Annotated in this window: 1 protein-coding gene; it reads right to left on the minus strand. The window is 65.1% G+C overall.

Features of this window, described 5'->3' with window-relative positions:
• Nucleotides 1-32 precede the first annotated feature (32 nt).
• The coding region (locus tag ACSDR0_RS51030; protein WP_435296205.1) for an IS5 family transposase at nt 33-651 on the minus strand (619 nt) is incomplete at its 5' end.

Raw genomic sequence — 651 nt, forward strand, 5'->3', positions numbered from 1 at the left:
TCTGAGAGGGCGTTTGATTTGCGTTGTTTGCCCTAGTACGTCCCTCGCCAGGTTGGTGTGGCTTCGTCGGTTATGCGCTTGCTGGTGTTGTCGATCATTGCGATGTGGATCATGGCTTCGGAACTGGCGGGTAGGGTCTCGTAGTCGCGGGCCAGGCGGCGGTGGAGCATCAACCAGCCGAACGTCCGCTCGATGACCCAGCGGCGTTTGAGGACATGGAAGCCCTTGATGTCGGAGTTGCGGGGAACGACCTCGGCGTCGATGCCCAGAGCGGCGGCGTGTTCGGTGAACTGGTTCTTGAATCCGGCGTCGACCCAGGTCTTGGTGAGCGTGGGGTGGTCGGCTTTGGCCTGGTCCAGCACCTGCATACCGGCTTGATTCTCCGAGACCGAGGCGGCGCAGACGGTGACCGCCAGGAGCAGGCCGAGCGCGTCGGTCGCGACGCCGCGCTTGCGACCCACAATCTTCTTGGCCGCGTCCGTGCCCTGGGTCGCGGTCGGCGGGTTGGTGGAGGTCTTCACGCTCTGGGTGTCGATGACCGAGGCCGTCGGCTCCGTGTCGTGCCCGGCCTTCACCCGGGCCAGGCCGGTCAGATCCTGGTTGAGCCGCGCGAACATGCCCTCGTCGCGCCAAGCGGCGTAGTAGGAGTAG

This window comes from Streptosporangium sp. G11 (genome assembly GCF_051192615.1).
Classification (GTDB): Bacteria; Actinomycetota; Actinomycetes; order Streptosporangiales; family Streptosporangiaceae; genus Streptosporangium.